21 protein-coding genes are annotated in these 15267 nt (G+C 41.8%); 7 read left to right on the top strand and 14 right to left on the bottom strand.

The features are described 5' to 3' along the window. Positions 1-43: 43 nt before the first annotated feature. Positions 44-1693, bottom strand: a complete 1650-nt coding sequence (locus VFDL14_RS20705; RefSeq protein WP_032549105.1) for a S16 family serine protease — start codon at positions 1691-1693, stop codon at positions 44-46. 189 nt (positions 1694-1882) lie between these two features. Between VFDL14_RS20705 and matP the strand changes: the two genes are divergently transcribed. From matP to VFDL14_RS20730, 5 genes are all read left to right on the top strand, one after another. Next, entirely contained in the window at positions 1883-2338 is a 456-nt protein-coding gene (gene matP / locus VFDL14_RS20710) for a macrodomain Ter protein MatP (RefSeq protein WP_032549104.1), read from the top strand. An 18-nt stretch (positions 2339-2356) separates the two neighbouring features. Further along, positions 2357-2665 carry a DUF3634 family protein gene (locus tag VFDL14_RS20715; protein ID WP_032549102.1) on the top strand — a complete coding sequence of 103 codons (309 nt, stop codon included), beginning with the start codon at positions 2357-2359 and terminating at the stop codon, positions 2663-2665. A gap of 97 nt (positions 2666-2762) precedes the next feature. Further along, positions 2763-3071, top strand: a complete 309-nt coding sequence (locus VFDL14_RS20720) for a hypothetical protein (protein WP_032549101.1) — start codon at positions 2763-2765, stop codon at positions 3069-3071. Positions 3072-3227: 156 nt separating this feature from the next. Beyond that, positions 3228-4448: a hypothetical protein gene (locus tag VFDL14_RS20725; protein WP_032549099.1), complete on the top strand. Its 1221-nt coding sequence runs from the start codon at positions 3228-3230 to the stop codon at positions 4446-4448. Positions 4449-4997: 549 nt separating this feature from the next. After that, positions 4998-5345, top strand: coding sequence for a hypothetical protein (locus VFDL14_RS20730; RefSeq protein WP_032549097.1), 348 nt, complete (start codon positions 4998-5000; stop codon positions 5343-5345). Between the two features lie 6 nt (positions 5346-5351). Here the strand turns inward: VFDL14_RS20730 and VFDL14_RS23785 are convergent, their stop codons facing one another. Further along, the gene (locus VFDL14_RS23785; protein ID WP_152549192.1) at positions 5352-5555 is read right to left on the bottom strand and encodes a helix-turn-helix domain-containing protein; all 204 of its coding nucleotides are present in this window, start codon (positions 5553-5555) and stop codon (positions 5352-5354) included. Positions 5556-5731: 176 nt separating this feature from the next. On the opposite strand from VFDL14_RS23785, the gene VFDL14_RS20735 reads away from it, so the two are divergent. Then, a complete protein-coding gene (locus VFDL14_RS20735; RefSeq protein WP_032549096.1) occupies positions 5732-6100 on the top strand; it encodes a phage protein in 369 nt (122 codons plus the stop codon). A 238-nt stretch (positions 6101-6338) separates the two neighbouring features. Here VFDL14_RS20735 and VFDL14_RS20740 read toward each other — a convergent pair whose 3' ends face one another. From VFDL14_RS20740 to VFDL14_RS20795, 12 genes are all read right to left on the bottom strand, one after another. Then, a complete protein-coding gene (locus tag VFDL14_RS20740) occupies positions 6339-7445 on the bottom strand; it encodes an LPO_1073/Vpar_1526 family protein (protein WP_032549094.1) in 1107 nt (368 codons plus the stop codon). Then, on the bottom strand, positions 7435-7620 hold the full coding sequence (locus tag VFDL14_RS20745) for a hypothetical protein (protein WP_032549093.1): 186 nt from the start codon (positions 7618-7620) through the stop codon (positions 7435-7437). Before VFDL14_RS20745 ends, VFDL14_RS20740 begins: the two co-directional genes overlap by 11 nt. 576 nt (positions 7621-8196) lie before the next feature. Beyond that, positions 8197-8745, bottom strand: a complete 549-nt coding sequence (locus tag VFDL14_RS20750) for a DUF2726 domain-containing protein (RefSeq protein ID WP_032549091.1) — start codon at positions 8743-8745, stop codon at positions 8197-8199. A 70-nt stretch (positions 8746-8815) separates the two neighbouring features. Next, on the bottom strand, positions 8816-9952 hold the full coding sequence (locus VFDL14_RS20755; RefSeq protein WP_032549089.1) for a zonular occludens toxin domain-containing protein: 1137 nt from the start codon (positions 9950-9952) through the stop codon (positions 8816-8818). After that, a complete protein-coding gene (locus tag VFDL14_RS20760; RefSeq protein ID WP_032549088.1) occupies positions 9952-10266 on the bottom strand; it encodes a DUF2523 family protein in 315 nt (104 codons plus the stop codon). Before VFDL14_RS20760 ends, VFDL14_RS20755 begins: the two co-directional genes overlap by 1 nt. Positions 10267-10269: 3 nt before the next feature. Then, positions 10270-11898, bottom strand: a complete 1629-nt coding sequence (locus VFDL14_RS20765) for a hypothetical protein (protein ID WP_032549087.1) — start codon at positions 11896-11898, stop codon at positions 10270-10272. Between the two features lie 152 nt (positions 11899-12050). Then, positions 12051-12185 (bottom strand): membrane protein, encoded by a 135-nt coding sequence (locus VFDL14_RS25000; RefSeq protein WP_032549086.1) that lies wholly within the window; start codon positions 12183-12185, stop codon positions 12051-12053. An 11-nt stretch (positions 12186-12196) separates the two neighbouring features. Next, complete coding sequence (locus VFDL14_RS20775; protein ID WP_032549085.1) at positions 12197-12439, bottom strand: single-stranded DNA-binding protein; 243 nt, start codon at positions 12437-12439, stop codon at positions 12197-12199. A gap of 17 nt (positions 12440-12456) precedes the next feature. Next, positions 12457-12795 (bottom strand): DUF1293 family protein, encoded by a 339-nt coding sequence (locus VFDL14_RS20780; protein WP_032549084.1) that lies wholly within the window; start codon positions 12793-12795, stop codon positions 12457-12459. Further along, positions 12783-13895 (bottom strand): replication initiation factor domain-containing protein, encoded by a 1113-nt coding sequence (locus VFDL14_RS20785; RefSeq protein ID WP_032549082.1) that lies wholly within the window; start codon positions 13893-13895, stop codon positions 12783-12785. Before VFDL14_RS20785 ends, VFDL14_RS20780 begins: the two co-directional genes overlap by 13 nt. Continuing rightward, positions 13885-14085 carry a hypothetical protein gene (locus VFDL14_RS20790; protein WP_032549081.1) on the bottom strand — a complete coding sequence of 67 codons (201 nt, stop codon included), beginning with the start codon at positions 14083-14085 and terminating at the stop codon, positions 13885-13887. The genes VFDL14_RS20785 and VFDL14_RS20790 overlap by 11 nt, the downstream gene beginning before the upstream one ends. A 4-nt stretch (positions 14086-14089) precedes the next feature. After that, positions 14090-14668 (bottom strand): 3'-5' exonuclease, encoded by a 579-nt coding sequence (locus VFDL14_RS20795; protein ID WP_032549079.1) that lies wholly within the window; start codon positions 14666-14668, stop codon positions 14090-14092. A gap of 166 nt (positions 14669-14834) precedes the next feature. Between VFDL14_RS20795 and VFDL14_RS20800 the strand changes: the two genes are divergently transcribed. Next, a complete protein-coding gene (locus VFDL14_RS20800) occupies positions 14835-15203 on the top strand; it encodes a DUF3693 domain-containing protein (RefSeq protein ID WP_032549078.1) in 369 nt (122 codons plus the stop codon). Positions 15204-15267: the final 64 nt, after the last annotated feature.

The raw sequence follows: 15267 nt of genomic DNA, 5'->3' as shown, positions 1-15267 counted from the left end.
GCATATTAGTGAACAGGTGTACGCTAAACAAGTCCGATCAGTACTAGACAAACCAGTTTTTGATGCGTTCCACAATTCCTGGCGGATGTTCATGTCTTTCAAAGTTTTCAATACGTTCCGCGATTTTGCTAAGAACGCTTTCTTGCTCTTCGTCTCTAAATGGTTTGTTCATGATAAGAGGAATTGCTTCGTCTACATTTGATACAGACCAGATATGAAATTGTCCATTTTTGATGCTTTCTACAACATCGGGTTGAAGCGCTAAATGCTTCAAGTTTGTATGCGGTAGAATAACACCTTGATCGCCTGTTAGCCCTTGATGTTTACAGACGTGATAGAAGCCTTCGATCTTCTCGTTTAACCCACCAACAGCTTGTACGCGGCCAAATTGGTCAACAGCACCTGTAACGGCAATTTGCTGATTGATTGGGTACTCTGAAAGGGCGCTGACAAGTGAACACAGTTCTGCCAACGAGGCACTGTCGCCATCAACTTCGCAGTAAGACTGCTCGAATACAACTGATGCGGAATATGGTAGCGGGTCTTCAAGGTTGAGTGAGGCACTCACAAACGCTTGCATGATCATCATGCCTTTAGCGTGTAGGTTACCGCCGAGTTCGGCTTTGCGCTCTACATCAGAGATATCGCCATCACCAAAGTGGATCACACATGATATACGAGCAGGCTCACCATAAGAGATAGGGTGTCCAGGGACGTCAATAACGGTTAAACCATTAACTTGGCCAACTTGTTCACCTTGAGTTTCGATGATCACTTGTCCATCAAGGATGTCGTCTAAAGCTCGCTCTGGAAGGTAAGACTCTCGTTGGTATTTGTGTGATAAAGCTTGCTCGATATGAATGCTATTGATTTCTGTGTTGTTTGATTCAATAGTCGCTTCACTAAGCAAAGTGTTGTGCCAAATTGGACACAAAGGGGTATATGTCTGATCTTCAGCTTCTCTAGCACCAGCGCAAAGTAAGGCTGTAACAGCTTCTACATCAAGCTCTGGTAACTGATAGCGTTGCTGTAGCCATTTTAGGTAACCTAAATACTCAACCAAACTCTCTTGGTCTAACTTAAGGTCTTGTTCAATCTCACTAAAAAGACAAAAGCCGCTGCGGATGTCGCTGTCTAAATAATCAAGGTCGCCCATTTGGCCACGATCACCAACTATGATGAGCTTGATGTTATATGTACGAGGTAACTGTGGTGCACATAGATGATCTGGGTTGCTTCTGATTGGTTCAATCTCATCGCCTAATAAGGCAGATTTAAGTAATAGCCAGCTTCCTGGGTTCGCGAGGATAAGATTCGCAGATACAATAAGAAACCCATTGTCGGCTTTAGAAAGCAGGCCTTGCTTGGTTGCAATTACTTGTCCATCTTTTGACTCAATTTGATCGAACAGTGCTTCGGCATTAAGTGATTCTGTTCTGATTACAGGGTGATTATCGTCTGAAGTAGAGAGACTCAATGATTCAATGATAAGTTGACGATAGATGGCATTATCAGGTGCGTTGACGAGTAACACGCGTGATAGGCTAGACAAGCGTACAAAGCGACTTAAGGCATTACGGAATCTATGCTGAATCTGAGTAAATGAAAAGGGCGTTAGGTTAGGGTATTGCTCTAACTGATGTGCGTATTCATCATATTGTGGCGTAACATGTCGCCAGTCTACTTGAGTCATTGAATCTACTAAAAATGGTAAAGAGACAGGGAGTATATAGAAAAACGACAATGCCTAATAGAAGTATCTGTTTAATCGTAATAAACCAAGCAATATAAGTATGATCTTGGTCTATTCTTTTAATTGATCAATTGTCTAATTAGGTAATTTGGGTTACGCTGTCACTAGGATTAACGTTTGGGATTTGACATGAAATATCAGCAGCTTGAAAACTTAGAATGTGGTTGGAAATGGAACTATCTGGTAAAGAAATGGAAGGAAGGTGAATCCATTACCCGTCATATCGATTCAAGTGAAGCAGATGTTGCTGTACAGAATCTTCTTAAGTTAGAACATCAACCAACAGGCGTTCTCGAGTGGATAGAAGAGCATATGTCGCTAGACCTCGACAACAAGCTAAAGCAGGCTATTCGAGCGAAACGTAAGCGCCACTTTAACGCAGAACAAGTACATACCAAGAAAAAGTCGATTGATTTAGATTATCGCGTTTGGGAAAAACTTTCACAAAGGGCAAATGAACTAGGTTGTACGCTTTCTGACGCGATTGAATATTTGGTCAGTGAAGCCTCAAGAAGCGAACAAGCAAGCAAAACGGTAACAAGCCTCAAAGAAGATTTGAGTGCGTTGCTATCTGACGATAAATAGTGATTTAAGGCGGCTGTTATGATGTATGTGATTCTTATTGGGGCAGCACTCGTATTTTGGTTGGTTGCAATTGATAGGCCTGTGCTCAAAGTGACTTTTGAAAAAGGGCAAATAGCTCAGTTTAAAGGACATATGCCACCAAGTTTCAAACACAACTTACAAGAGATTGGCCGCAATCAGAGCTTTGATGGTGAGCTGAAGGTTTATGCGAAACGCTCGGGCTACAACTTAAAGTTCTCCAAACAGGTTCCTAAAAGCACTCAACAACGTATTCGTAACGTTTTCCCTCATAATGGTTTTAAATCGAAAGGCTCTAAGAGAGCGTGAATGTTAGTAACGCTAACTGACTAGTACTTTACCATTCTAAACCCATTCAATTTGTTCAAGTTCGACCTGCATAATACCTTCAGTCAAAGGAGGTATTATGAAAAGGTTACTGATTTTTTTTCTCTTTTCTCATGTTTCTATCGCTGATGATGCGCTGGTTAACCCAGTGGCGAAGAAGATTAAATCTCAAGTTATTAAAACATTGAATGCTAAAGGGCATGGTGAGCTTGATGGGTTTTGTGATTTAATGCTGGAAATGAAGCACAACAAAGCATTCACCAAAGTTCATCGAGTTAGGACTCATGGTGATGCGAAAATATGTAAGCTAGCTAAAAAAGCAGTACCTAAGAAACAGTATCGGTACCAAAGCTATGAAAAATTCATTCGTATCCAGATAAGTTTTTAACGACAAACTAGATTTAACGCACTATAACTAAATTTATTGAGTAACCGATAACTATCCCGTGAAAAATAATGCAACTTCATTTAATATATACCACTAATAATTTAGATAGGCTGTCATAACAGCCAGATAACGAAATGTGGTCAAGGGATTTGTAGGTTGTTGTTAGCAAATAAAAATTACACTCCTGAAGTAGTAGAACTCTCCAGAAAAATATCTTCGAATGTTGCAGAACGTTTTAACAAGTGGCTCGTCAGTCCCAAATACAAACTTAATCAGGATCTCGTTGACTCATTGCTTAGTCTAGAAAATCGCTATTGTGATGATGTTATTTTTAAAGAATCGGAGCGCATAACCAATAACCAACGCATTTTATTAATGTGCGAACAGGATAGGGTTGCCGCTAAACGTCAAAAAATTGCAGCAAAGCAAAATACACTGCGCTATGTTCTAGAAGATGTATGCGAAACGGCTTCAGTACTTCTAGAAAAGAAGCTTGAAAGCACCCTCATCAGCTCTCTCTTTTCTCAGCTTCCAGACTATAACGACTTTGCGAGCGTTGCTTATTCTCCCTCATTGAATTTCAACAAACTCCATCGCTTAGCGGAAGAGAACCGAGGCTTATCGTCGAGCCTAACGGACTTTGTTTCTAACAGACAGTTTTGTGAGAAATATGGACGTAAACCTAAAGCCATCTTAGACCCTAAAATAGCCGTAGGGCAGATCGGGATTGATAATAGCCGATTACTTTTTCCTATCTTGATGAGCCAACCGCTACTTAAGTGGTCTGACGAAAATACGAAACATATTGCTCCTAAGCTATGGCAACACCTAATGGTGACTGCAAATGCAACGCGTATACGTCTGCAAGACACTTCGGTAAGAGATCCCGATGTTGGCATTCTATTAGGCACACTGCGTATTCTACCTATGTTTCTCGTATGCAATCATTTCTCTCAAACGTTTGAAGATGCTCTAGTCCAAACTATGCTGAGTTATCGTGAAGCAAGTGATAAGCACAACGAATACTATGCTTGTGCGGAAGTGTTACCTGATACCAGTTTCCTAGAGAAAGTGTTTTCAAGCATGGAAATGACACTGCTTAATAAGCTGATCGAACATATCGATTGGAGCCCGAATACCACTTACATTAAGCAAGCATTAGTGGAGGAGGTCGATGGTGTGAATGTTTCTGATAGGAGCGTTTATGGTGCTGCACTTGCCCAGGCTCATGCGTTTTCTATTTTTGAATCCCTAAACAACAGTGAGTTGTTTAACCTCAAGCATCGTCCTTATTGGTTCTCTCAGGTGCAAATGTCCGGCTTGGCAATTGCTCAGATGAAATCGAGAGTCCCTGGGCAGTTGATGAATAGTATTTAGTTACCACGTAACTAAAGTATGGTTAGCACCGACTTTGCAATGTAGTCGGTGTTTTCTTTCAAAGCTATAGCTATAGCCATCTCAATAATACCATCCGTGTTTTACGTAACTTGTTAAAACTCTTATATGTTTCACGAAAAAGAGCAGGGAACGTATAACATTCACACCTTATTTCTTTTTTAACTTTCAGCCTTAGGGGTTGAGCTAAGTTATCTTCAGGTTCATGAAATCTATCGTATCTGTTCAACATTAGCGGTACCAAGTTGCACTGTAACTTCCTCTGTCTGGGTTCTGAATGCTAGAATTAATGAGATTAGTTGAAGGAGCTTGGATAACATAAAGACTCCACCCAAGCTCAATACATGTTGTCGGATTTTCAATTTGTGACTGGTTTATGTCAGTTGAAAACTCTGATGAACACTAAATCAAAACCTATGGACCAGGAGCGTTTACAATTGAAGACCAAACGATAATTGGCATGATGCTGAGGTTAATTTTATTTGTCTAAGCGACTATAATAAATGAACTTTTCGGTTATGGAAGCAATCGATGTCAGAGACTAAAACTTATTATCAACATGACTCTGTCGCACTTTATACGAGTGACGGGAAGGCTCTTTATGATTCAAATGGTTCTCGTCTTTTTAGCATTAGTATTACGGATGTTCAAGAGGCTGTAGATAAGCTTGAAGAGAGTTTTAAGTCTGACGCTGAACAAATTAAAGAGTTTATTAATGAAAACTCAGACATGGTCTTAGAGAAGTTAAGAGATCATTTTGGTGATTCAGCAATGATTGATTTTGCTGAATTAGCACTAGAAATTTTTAATGGTTACCCAAAGTTTTCTGAACTATCAGATGTATTTATAAAGCTCTTAGAAATTCTTGTGTGTTATTAGTTCGACTTAGCGTCGGTTGCTTGGGCGACCGCGGGCTGCATATGCCAAGCTTTTAGCGCCATAAGTTGCTAACTCGTTCAACAGCCGTCTGACATGTCGAGTCGAGACATTGAAAATGTCTGCAGCGTCGACTTGTCGTAAGCGTTTTTCTTGTACATCCGTTAGAACTTTGAATCGATTTATCTCGTGGTCACTCATAGCAATTAACATCAGTTTAGGTCCTCAAAGCCAAGCAACACTTTAAGCTTAGGAGGACATTTTAAAGTTGCTCAAACCGGACATTACTATATTGCTCTTACAAGCCAACTGCGTATTATGCCTGATTACGTTAAAACAAGTTTCATATCAAAAACATATAAAATCAAAGGTTTATCTGGAGATTTTATATGCACTATCGAAAAATGACCGAGAACTACATTTTTCGTGAGTTTATCTGTCGATTAACCAAGGAAGAGACGGCAGAACTATGTTTTAAAACTGTGAGAACCATCACAGCTTGGGATGAGGGGAAACCAATCCCTCCGGAGTGTAAAAGGCTTATGAGAATGGCAAATGGTCGAGAACTAAGCCACTCAGAGGATTGGAAAGAGTTCAAAATGCATCATGATGGTTTGGAGCTTCCAACAGGGCAGCTAGTCAGTGCACAACAAGTGTTAGCTGGCATGGCCTTGTTAGAGATCCAATCTGATTTAGAGATTAGAACATCGACGCACTTGTTAGGAATCGCTAGAGCGATAGCGAAGATAAAGAAATGAGTATTAGAAAAGTATGGTTTGTGTCGGGAGACATCAATGTTTAGATTTGATGTACTAACATGTAGCAAATCAGACTGATATGGTTATTGCGACTGACGAGGTAACCTCGATTATTAAGAAAGTTCCTTTAACCTTGTCAGTCCTCCTTTTTGGTCATATCAAGGAGAAAGAAGCCGAGCTCATTGAGTCCGGCTTTTTGACGTTATATACATTTAAACAAAATATTTAACGATAGGAGTTAATCAAGTTGCGGCAGTTTGTTATCACACCTTTGAGCGTTAGAATGGGCCAAAACTCTACCTGCGGAAGTGATTGTTAAAGATGTTGGTATAGCGTCCCACCATTCTCTAAGAACCCTGAGGTTATCTCGTTTATTCCATTCATCCATAAATAGGTTAATGTTGTTTTGCCTTATCGCCTGATCGTTTGAGTACATGTCATAAATTGATTCAAGCACAGCCTTTTGTTCATCAGTCAACATTACAGGAATCGTTATAGAGGAGTCATTTAGAGGTATTGTTCTTTGTAGAGTCAAACGACTAATGCTTCCTTTATTTACAACGGGGATTCGTACGTACTTATTATTTAAACTATGTTCAGACAGTAATGCTGCGGGCAGATTACATGATTCGAGCTCTTTTATTGCAGTCGCATGAACTTCTGAGTCCTTTTCGATTCCAACATCGACATAACCCGCTAACAGATTTGGGTAATAATCATTGGTTTTTTTCATGGTTGCAAATGAGCTCAACCTAACAGTATTTAATATCTCTAAATGGTCAAGCCATTCGTAACCGGTTGGGAGTGGGCCGTAAAATATTTTACCAAATAGTGCGTTAAGAGTATCTAAACCTCCGTACAATTCCCCACTTGTAGGGCTGAAATTGTTTACAGCGTGAGTGACTGTCAATCCGAGTAGTGCTTCATCAGAGATTTTATCTATAATATCTACGGCTACGCTGACTCCGGCTCTAGTGATACGGTTTTCACCTTTTTTAAACCTGTGAACTAGTAATTCAGATAAAAGCTCGTAGTCTGCAGGCCGTTCTGTCGATGCTGCGGTTTTTTGTGCTTCAACTAGTAAGATTTGAAAACTAGGGTCAGAAAAAGCTTGAAGCGCACCTTCTACACTTTCCATTTTGGGCATAAGACTGTTTTCAAACTCGGCGACCCGTGATTCAGCTATTTCAAGGGCTTCTCGCGTATAGTCCTTTCTTAGCTGCAAATTCATTTCTTGAAAAACTTCACGAGCTCGCTTTTCGTCTATTCCAGTTTGAAGGATAATTTTGTCTGCTTGAATGTTCGTTGAGCCATCACCGCCTTTTTGGTTTTGCTTATCCATCATCCTTTTTACCACCATTGATATAATTGCCACCAATTTGAATGTTCGTAGAGTTATTTCCACCTTTCTGAACTTGTTTATTTTTCTTTGAAGTGAATAACCATCCTGCAATAGCTACGGGTATAGCTATTGCGGCACCACTAAAAAGCCACTCTTTGTTTTGGAGAACCCAATCCATACGCGTATCCTCTGTTAAATATACATAAGGCTTTTAAACCGTAAGTTTATGTTTGCGAATACAGAGCCTTTCACTCTAGCTCTTTTCTAATGCAATCATAAAGCAAGGTTTTACTTACAAACAGTGGGTTATAGCTCATAAATCAATAACTAAGTGAGAATCATACAATTATTGTATTAAGTGCTATGTAAAGGAACAATGTACATGGTGACTACTAGAAACTGTGTCGTGTGAGCGCTAACGGGTAGGTCGAATTTACCCCCGTGATACAACACGGGGGCTAACGTCCCGCGCTTCGTTGCGGCCCTCCCGACGAAACAGGCCCCTCCCAACGAAGCGCGGAACGAAGCTCAGTTTATGCGCGATGTTAGATTGTTGGGTTGCAGTAGCAAAAAGCCCCACTGATATAGTGAGGCTCTGCAAGGGATGTTCTGGCAGGAAAGGGGATGGCACTTCATATTCTCAGCTTGGGCAGTTTGAAACACTCACCAGTTAAGTTCTGAGAACCATTGACCATTATCGAGTGGCTCGGTGCATCGTTCGCGCTCCGCTCTCACTTATCCCTGCGGGGCGACACTATGCTTGAGCAGCTTCGTTGGTGCTAGGTTCTTCTATGCCAAAAAGTGACCTCTCTAGCTCAAAATAGTCATAGCTCTTTCTTACCTTAAAATGCTTGATTTCAACACCCGCAGACGTAGCGGCCATATCAACAAGCTTGTCTCGTTCCTTTCGGTCTTGGCGGTTATGAGTTGAATCATCTAACTCGATGAGCATTTTTATCTCTAGAGTTAAAGGGTCACAGAGAACAAAGTCGACATGTTTCTTGGCAATAGCGTTGAAAGCTCTCCACCAATCACTTTTGTTGTATGCTCCTTTCTTTGGAGCCATCACATCTGCTATGCGCACCTTTGAAAAAACGGTGTACTTTCCTTTGGTCACTATAACCAAAGCTTGATAAAAGCTGAGTTCATTAGCAGTACAAAGCTTTTTAATCGGCTGATATTGATAGTGTTTAGTCGAACTATCATCAGGGTTTTGTGAACCATTCAGTGAAGATTTAAGAAACTTTACTATCAAGGCGAGAACAAAGAAGATCGCCGCAAGTATGAGAATTGATACATCCATATATTTAATCCAGTCGGTTAATTTATGGATGCATGTTATCAGTCAGATTTTTATGTGAAAAACATCAATACTAGAAGGTGACAGCCTTACCGAAGTCAAAAGGATCATGTTGCGTTTCTTCATTATTGGGTTCAACACACGTCAAAATCTTAACCGACTCACCCCAAGTCACGCTGTATACGCAATCTGTTAGTACTTTAAAGCCATAACCCATCTCTATCAGCTCAAACTGACTGAAAGTGAAAAGCTTGCTCTGGTTCTGATGCACCTCGATGTAAATACGTACAAAAGAGTTCTGAAAGTCGACCAAATTCTTGCTGATATCTTTCCAAGCGGTTTGGCGAGAGTAGCCCGTTACCGATAATTCAAAATCACCCAAGGGGCCAAAACCCTTATCGCGTTTTTTAGACTTCGAACTGTCATCTGGCACACCATCAGGAACTGAGACCTGGGGCGGCTCAGATTGATGAATTACTGTAGTTGGTTCAGGCTCTGATTCACCGTCTGACCAAGCGTATATGTTAAAGATGATTCCACAAACAATGAGTAAGCCACCCATCCAAAAAGGCCAACGATGCCATATTGGTTTAATGTCATTACTCATGGCCTCGGCCACGCTGCCGCTACTTTGGGTATGGGACTGATAGAAAGGGAAGAATGACTTCTTATACTTCCGCTGCTCTTCGTTGACGACTTCAGTCGTTGCACCAATTCGCACTTTCTTGGTGTACGTGTTCTTACTCCCAAAAGCGGTATTCTTAGCGCAGTAATAAGTCATTTCAACCATATCGCGAACGTCTTTATGAATCTTCCTCAGATTCTGGGTCAGCAATATGATGTCTATGCCGTAATGACCATGTAGTGAATAGAACTCAAGAATCTTACTATCCAGCTGTCTGTTAGGTAGCACCATATGGGCTTCATCAATCACGAACAGAGGGCCTTTGTTATCAGCGTCACGCCAATCACTTTGGTAATCCTCAAGCTTTGAAAAGGGTCTATCCATTGAGCCATATTCGTTTAGCTTACCGTCAACAACCTCTATAAGTTCGAGCACGTGATTACCAAAAACCTTTTGGAAATAGGGCACGTTTAAGGTGACATTGGTAACGACTTTTCGACCTGCCTTGATAGCAGGGATAATATGATAAGCGACGCTCTCATAGCTTTTACCGCTACGTGGTCGGCCTGCGATACAGTAAATCATTAAGAACCCAACCTTGTGAATGGAATTAACTGCAAAATCATGCGAATCGCGATAGCAGAAATGATAAGACTCAAGCATTGAGGTAAACCCACGGCACCCATGACCCAAGCCACATTTGGTGGGATAGACTCTAAATACTGGCTGACATCCACAGGTTCGAAAGCAGCTACCGCCCAAGACAATCCCTTGTTCACAACAGACATGAACTCTTCAACAATCCAGAAAACCATATCTTTCAACATGTCGACAAGGCTTATAACGAGTCGATAGAGAAACTCTAAGAGCTGATTGAAAAGCGAAATAATCCAATCCATAAGTTATCCTCCAAAGATAATTTGACGACAATAGAACGCTGTCGATGCTAAGAAGATGAAGCGGAGAAAACCGAATATCGCATCTAAATCGATGTAGTCATCAAATGAAAAGTAGCCATAAAAAGGAACGGGCAGACCGAAGTCAGGGCGCTTAGCACCACTTAAATCAATCTCACCAAAGCTAGAAACGAAAGGGTCAACTACCGATGTTTTCATCTCTTGAAGTTGAGCGGTCACAATGCTGTCTAAACCACCGTCATAACTGGACTGATAGAACCCCTGACAACTGGAGGTTTCAATACAAGAGCCACCAGTTCCAGCCGCTGAAGTATCAACTTCATTCAAAAGCTCACCTATGTCGTTAACGCCCTCGGTTAGTCCGTCTACTTTCCCCGATAGCCCATCAATGCTTGTTTGAACACCTGATAAGTCGACGGTTGATGTGCCTCCGGAAATGGCTCCTATCTGGTCACTCAATTGGTCCATTCTCGCGCCAAGCTCCTGATTGACGGCATAAGCAGTATCATCAGCAACACTGGATAACATTCTTGTTTGAAGCTCTTGTTTAGCAGCTACGCCATTTAAATCAGAAATAATTTGGTCAAGAGCACCGCCATAACCATCAACTCTTTGCTGAACTTGTTTTAATATTTTTTGGTTGGCGTTAGCTTTGGCTGCGTTCTTAAGCTGTTTCTTTTGTTGGGCAGTCAGTCCACCGCCAGAAACCTCAAGGTTGTTAACAGCATTCAAAACTTGATTAGCAATATCTTGTGCACCATTTGCAGCATCAGCGGCATTTTCAGCACTACGCTTAGCCTCATAAACGTAACCACCAAGAGCAGAGATAGAACCTTGATTAGCAAGAACACCATCATTAATGGCATCCAGTTGGTTATGTAATTCAGAGAATTTAACGTCAACATCGCTAAATTCACTTTTAATAAGACGACTGTTATCAACACCACCATCGATGTTATTAATCGCGCGTTCTATATCTTGTAACTCTTTTCGAGTCCGACCCTCTTGAAAAGTCATTGTCTGGCGTAGGTTCTCAAGTGTCCTTGTAAACTTCTTACTCGTATTACCCTCAGCCATAAGATTGATAATATTTGTCAAATCTCGATTAGCGTTAGAAAGACTGTAGATAGCGGTATTAGAGCTTTGGCAATCAGGGTCTTGAGCATCACACTTTATAAGCTCAGGTCGGCTTGCTTTGTACAAATCAAAAAAGGGGTCAAGTTTGTCAGGTATCCCGTTATTATCCGAATCAAGGTCTACGTTATCGTTAAGAGTGGGATTAGGGTCAACACCATTTACAAGCCCGTCACCGTCCCAGTCTTCATCATTGTCAGGTGTGCCGTTGTTATTCAAATCGTCAGGGTTAGCCGTTTCACTACCACAGTTAAAAATATCCGTATCAGCATAGTTCCAACTTGCCGTGCAGTAAGAATCAGATTGGGGAGGGTTGTCGTCACAGATAATACTCCCATCAGGAAGCAAAGAGCGACTGGGTGGTGTATCAGAGCAGAGCTTCACCTTGAGCTGAGCATACGGGCCACCGTAAGTGACATCAGCGGACAGAGCTGGCGCAGAACAAAGCAAAGCTAATAGAATTAGATATGTGCTTTTCATAAAACAACCTATAAAAAAAGGAGCCGAAGCCCCTTTGAAATTAACCTTGGAAATTCTGAGCAGCTAGAAAACCAGACAAGCCACCCAAAAGAGCAAAGACCATAAGAATCAGGTCATGTATGGCGACCAACATACTCAGAAACCTCCATTAGTTAAGCGGACTTAACAGCACGTTTGGCAAGACTGATTGCTTTATACGCCATAGTGATACCAACAATTGCTACACCCGCAGCACCCACTTTAGTTGCAACATCAGCAAAATCTACAGCAGCCCAAATAGCTTCCATAATTCAGTTCCTTATAAAATTTTAATTAACTTAACCGCCATTTTGACGGCATATGACATAGCGAAGCCGCTAACGAAGACCAGTGAGAAAGCCCCACTGAAAACCGCCGTAGCTTCGATTGCAGTAACCTGAGTGAATCCCATCAAATATTCATAATCACTAGCTGTAATCACAATGACTCCAGAGCAGGACTCAACTGACGTTTCAACTAAAGCTAGAAATCCATTGTCATTTGGTAAGGCACACTTAGGCATAACAATTCCGTTTTAATCTACTTCTTAAGTGATGCATCGAAATGCTTTTGAATGTCCGCATCAGCAGGGACGAGCTTAGTCACCAAGATGTCGAGAGGGTCATCAGGGTTGGCACCGAAGTTCAATTCATATTCACGATTGGCAACGAATGCGCGTGTACGGATGAGTTCGCGTGCGTAGTTCACATCGATTTTCAACGCTTGTTTGTTGTAGGGAATATCCGTCGAGAACCCGATACCTGTTTGTTGAAACTTCTCGTTATCAACTTCTTCCACAGCACGAAGCACGGCCAGTTCTGCGAATTCCATACCGGATTTAGGGAAACGCTTGATAGAGATACCAGTTATTGTAGGCATATTGTTGACTCCAAAATTTCGATTTTCTTTTTCGTGTATTCGTCAGGCACTCCCAACGAGGTTTCAAAGTTGGCGCGTCTGTGGTGAGTGGGAATGAGCATCCCGAACGCTTCACCCAAATCACCCTCAGTCATCGCAACGATTTCAGCCAGACCCTTACCACATTGGCGACGAATCCAAGCGATACGAGCGAAGAACTCTAGGCCTTCTTTCTTCTTGTTCAGCTCAAGTTTCATTGGTTCCGCTGGATCGATACTGGCCGCGAAGTCACAGATGCCCGCGAACGCAGAAGCAGGTGAGGCGAGGAGTGACAAATCACACTTCTTCAACTCCACTTCGTTGCGGTACCAAATCACTTCAGGGTCAGTAATCTTTTGCTCAAACTTCTTGTTATAGATTCGCCAGTAGACCGTTGACGTACGAGAGCCAACGAGAACCGCTTCTTCTGATAACTCACCAGATTGAGAAACGCGCTTATGAGGAACCATTGTCGGACCACGACCACGAGAAGCAGTGCGAAATGCTCCCTCATAAAAACATTTCTCAGCGTACTTACAGTCAAAGATTCCGGTGTAGTCATCGACACACAAATCAAGACGGGCTAGGCGAGTGATACCCAAGATAGATAACCACCAGTGCAGTTTTTGGTGTGAGATGAACTCGAACAACTTAGAGCAACCGGTACCGTTGATTTGCACAAACACCGTGTCATTGTTGCCACCGATACCAACTAGACCACATTCCACTTCACCCGTTGAATCGAGAATCACCATAGAGTCGTTGTAACCATGAAGGCCACGGCCACGCATCGGAGACAAACGGAAGTTGAACACCTTAGCCATGAACTCCTCGAACCTATGAGCCAGAATCTTGCTGCATTTGTTACGATGTAACTCCATGGATTTCTCTATGGCTTCTGGTGAGTTAAAGCGGCCATTCACGCTGACTTTCTTAAACTCTGGAAACTGCAAGTTGATAAAGTCTTGGTCATTTGAGTTATCCAAAGAACGCAGCGAACTGTAGGAAAACGAGAACGCCAAGTGGTCAACTTGTACCGGACGAATTTCGTCATGGTACTTGTGCGGTTTCTTAGATGGCATGGAAGACTCCCTTAACCAACAGCTCTTGATAGTTCTCGTCGGTAATCTCGACCACTTGGAACGAAGTCATTCCGTAGTGCGTCATCAAGAACTGGTAAAAGTCGTAAGGTGTTTTGAAGAACTCATGACCCCAAGTGAAATAGGCGTTAATGCCATGACTGGGTTCATTATCGAAATAAATTGAATCCATGGTCTTAAGCCTCAAGCTTGAGGTTTACTGCATCGATTAAACGACGAGTCATTTCACAATCAGCTGTTGCGCGGTGAGCTGTTAAATCAGAAACGTTGATGCTTTGTTGTAGGCAAGCGTTGGATAAGGATTGCCATTTGTAATCATCGTGTTCATTCATTTCACCATAGAACTCAGCATACCAATGCATGACACAGTGAGTCTTACGACCAATGGTTTGGAGAAACGAGCGGAAAGCTTCAACTGATTCAAACGAAGCACCTGAATATCGGAATGATTGGAACAAAAGGCGTAAGTCAAAAGACTCGTTGTAAATAAGCAAAGCATCGCAATCAGAAAGCAACGATTCGAGCGTAGATTTGATTTCAGAGAAAGTCGGGCGCCCAGCAACATCTAATGAAGTAATCCCGTGAATAGCTGAAGCATCTGAAGGAATTGGTTTCACTGGATCAACTAAAGAGTTGAACAAGACTTTTCCAGACTCAGCACAAATTAGAGAAACCTCGACAACTTCAGCAAATCTGTCTAGGCCAGTGGTTTCAGTATCTAAGATAACAGCGTTGTGAGTGTTGAGCTTTTTCATAAAACCACCTTGAGACGTTGGAATAACAACTTTCTTAAAGAGTGATTAGTTAGGGTTTAACTAGTCAGTCCTGATTTGTGTGTACTATAAGATACAGAAATCAGGACTGGCAAGACCGCTTTTTGTGGACTGACGGTATACAATTGAAGGAAATGGAGGGACAACCATGTACCAGAATAAACTGTTAGATGCCTATAAAGAGGCTCAAAATTACATACAAGACAAGCAGATTGCCCATGACTTAGGACTAAGTCGTCAGAAGATTAGCGCAATTAGAAGCGGAGCTCGCTATCTAACTGAAACAGAAGCACTTTTTATAGCTGAAAAGATTGGTTTAAGCGAAGAAGAAGTTTTGGTGTATTTAGCCGCTGACCGCAGCAAAAATTACAAGGCTCAGCAGGCTTGGCAGAACATCGCAAAAAAGTTTAGCGGGCTTAATATGTCAGGCATTTCAATGGCTTGTGGTGGATTAGCGTTATGGATGATGCCTACCCAAGAAGCACTAGCTAACTGCGTATTATGTATATTATGTTAAATTGGGTGTGTATGAGCGAGATATAACGCCTTATATCCACACCCCACTATCGCTTTGCTACAGG

The organism is Vibrio fortis, from assembly GCF_000695685.1.
GTDB classification, from domain to species: Bacteria; Pseudomonadota; Gammaproteobacteria; order Enterobacterales; family Vibrionaceae; genus Vibrio; species Vibrio fortis_A.
The sequence above is the reverse complement of the archived record's forward strand: the minus strand, read 5'-3'. Positions and strand labels throughout refer to the sequence as shown.

Bases quoted from the DNA above. Each gene is read 5' to 3' on its own strand.
- VFDL14_RS20705 (WP_032549105.1), bottom strand. From the start codon at position 1,693: ATGACTCAAGTAGACTGGCGACATGTTACGCCACAATATGATGAATAC.
- matP (WP_032549104.1), top strand. From the start codon at position 1,883: ATGAAATATCAGCAGCTTGAAAACTTAGAATGTGGTTGGAAATGGAAC.
- VFDL14_RS20715 (WP_032549102.1), top strand. From the start codon at position 2,357: ATGATGTATGTGATTCTTATTGGGGCAGCACTCGTATTTTGGTTGGTT.
- VFDL14_RS20720 (WP_032549101.1), top strand. From the start codon at position 2,763: ATGAAAAGGTTACTGATTTTTTTTCTCTTTTCTCATGTTTCTATCGCT.
- VFDL14_RS20730 (WP_032549097.1), top strand. From the start codon at position 4,998: ATGTCAGAGACTAAAACTTATTATCAACATGACTCTGTCGCACTTTAT.
- VFDL14_RS23785 (WP_152549192.1), bottom strand. From the start codon at position 5,555: ATGTTAATTGCTATGAGTGACCACGAGATAAATCGATTCAAAGTTCTA.
- VFDL14_RS20735 (WP_032549096.1), top strand. From the start codon at position 5,732: ATGCACTATCGAAAAATGACCGAGAACTACATTTTTCGTGAGTTTATC.
- VFDL14_RS20740 (WP_032549094.1), bottom strand. From the start codon at position 7,445: ATGATGGATAAGCAAAACCAAAAAGGCGGTGATGGCTCAACGAACATT.
- VFDL14_RS20745 (WP_032549093.1), bottom strand. From the start codon at position 7,620: ATGGATTGGGTTCTCCAAAACAAAGAGTGGCTTTTTAGTGGTGCCGCA.
- VFDL14_RS20750 (WP_032549091.1), bottom strand. From the start codon at position 8,745: ATGGATGTATCAATTCTCATACTTGCGGCGATCTTCTTTGTTCTCGCC.
- VFDL14_RS20755 (WP_032549089.1), bottom strand. From the start codon at position 9,952: ATGATTTACTGTATCGCAGGCCGACCACGTAGCGGTAAAAGCTATGAG.
- VFDL14_RS20760 (WP_032549088.1), bottom strand. From the start codon at position 10,266: ATGGATTGGATTATTTCGCTTTTCAATCAGCTCTTAGAGTTTCTCTAT.
- VFDL14_RS20765 (WP_032549087.1), bottom strand. From the start codon at position 11,898: ATGAAAAGCACATATCTAATTCTATTAGCTTTGCTTTGTTCTGCGCCA.
- VFDL14_RS25000 (WP_032549086.1), bottom strand. From the start codon at position 12,185: ATGGAAGCTATTTGGGCTGCTGTAGATTTTGCTGATGTTGCAACTAAA.
- VFDL14_RS20775 (WP_032549085.1), bottom strand. From the start codon at position 12,439: ATGCCTAAGTGTGCCTTACCAAATGACAATGGATTTCTAGCTTTAGTT.
- VFDL14_RS20780 (WP_032549084.1), bottom strand. From the start codon at position 12,795: ATGCCTACAATAACTGGTATCTCTATCAAGCGTTTCCCTAAATCCGGT.
- VFDL14_RS20785 (WP_032549082.1), bottom strand. From the start codon at position 13,895: ATGCCATCTAAGAAACCGCACAAGTACCATGACGAAATTCGTCCGGTA.
- VFDL14_RS20790 (WP_032549081.1), bottom strand. From the start codon at position 14,085: ATGGATTCAATTTATTTCGATAATGAACCCAGTCATGGCATTAACGCC.
- VFDL14_RS20795 (WP_032549079.1), bottom strand. From the start codon at position 14,668: ATGAAAAAGCTCAACACTCACAACGCTGTTATCTTAGATACTGAAACC.
- VFDL14_RS20800 (WP_032549078.1), top strand. From the start codon at position 14,835: ATGTACCAGAATAAACTGTTAGATGCCTATAAAGAGGCTCAAAATTAC.